General features: G+C 49.4%; 1 protein-coding gene. It reads right to left on the bottom strand.

The annotated features are described in order from the left end of the window. Nucleotides 1–226: 226 nt before the first annotated feature. The coding region (locus tag ETC02_RS16700; protein WP_371810223.1) for a cation:dicarboxylate symporter family transporter at nucleotides 227–951 on the bottom strand (725 nt) is incomplete at its 5' end.

The following is a 951-nucleotide window of genomic DNA, read 5'->3' as shown; positions in this document are numbered from 1 at the left end:
TTTTCACCTCCCATCTAACTATATTATACTATATTTTACTGAATCTATCCTATTTTCAGCAAAATATAGTTAAGGCGATTCATCTCCCACTTACTCCGCTTCGCTTCGTTGAAGTGGGAGTCTTCTCCCCTAATTAAGATAAATATAGCGAACACATTGCGGTCCGGCAACTGTTTTTGCGCATAAAGCGAAACAGCGGCTGAACGATCAGCCGCTGTTTTCCCGGTCAGGCGCTTTGCTGGCGCAGTTCGGCAATATATTGTTTCCCTTGTTCTTCGTTATATTGCCCTTCCCATTTCGACATGACGACCGCTGCCAGCGAGTTGCCGATAACATTCACAACGGTGCGCGCCATATCCAAAATGCGGTCAATGCCGGCGATAAACGCCAATCCTTCGACCGGAATGCCGACTGTGCCGAGCGTCGCCAACAACACGACGAACGAAACGCCCGGGACGCCGGCGATTCCTTTGGACGTCACCATCAAGACGAGTACGAGCGAAATTTGTTGCGACAGCGGCATGTCAATGCCATAGAGTTGGGCGATAAATACAGCCGCCAGCGCCTGATACAACGTCGACCCATCCAAGTTGAACGAATAGCCGGTCGGAACGACAAACGAGGTGACAGCCTTCGGGCAACCGAACCTCTCCATTTTTTCCATAATTTTCGGGAGCACCGTCTCCGAACTCGACGTGCTATAGGGTGTGAGTAAAATATTTGTGGGTGACATTCCGAAATGATCCCCGACGAGGGTTGCGAACTTTTGTTCGCGACGCTCGTCGGGGCCACCAAGCGAAGCGCGGTAGAAAAAGCAAATGTCGTGCAAAAAGGACTCTCTCCCTGCTATGATGGTGATGACCAACATCCATAAAACAGGAGGGAGAGAGTCCATGAAACATCTTACCACAGAATGGCCTTTATTAAAAGAGCTGGAGGAACAATTAGTCA

The sequence above is a fragment of the Geobacillus sp. DSP4a genome (assembly GCF_013096875.1).
Classification (GTDB): domain Bacteria; phylum Bacillota; class Bacilli; order Bacillales; family Anoxybacillaceae; genus Geobacillus; species Geobacillus thermophilus.
The sequence above is the reverse complement of the archived record's forward strand: the minus strand, read 5'-3'. Positions and strand labels throughout refer to the sequence as shown.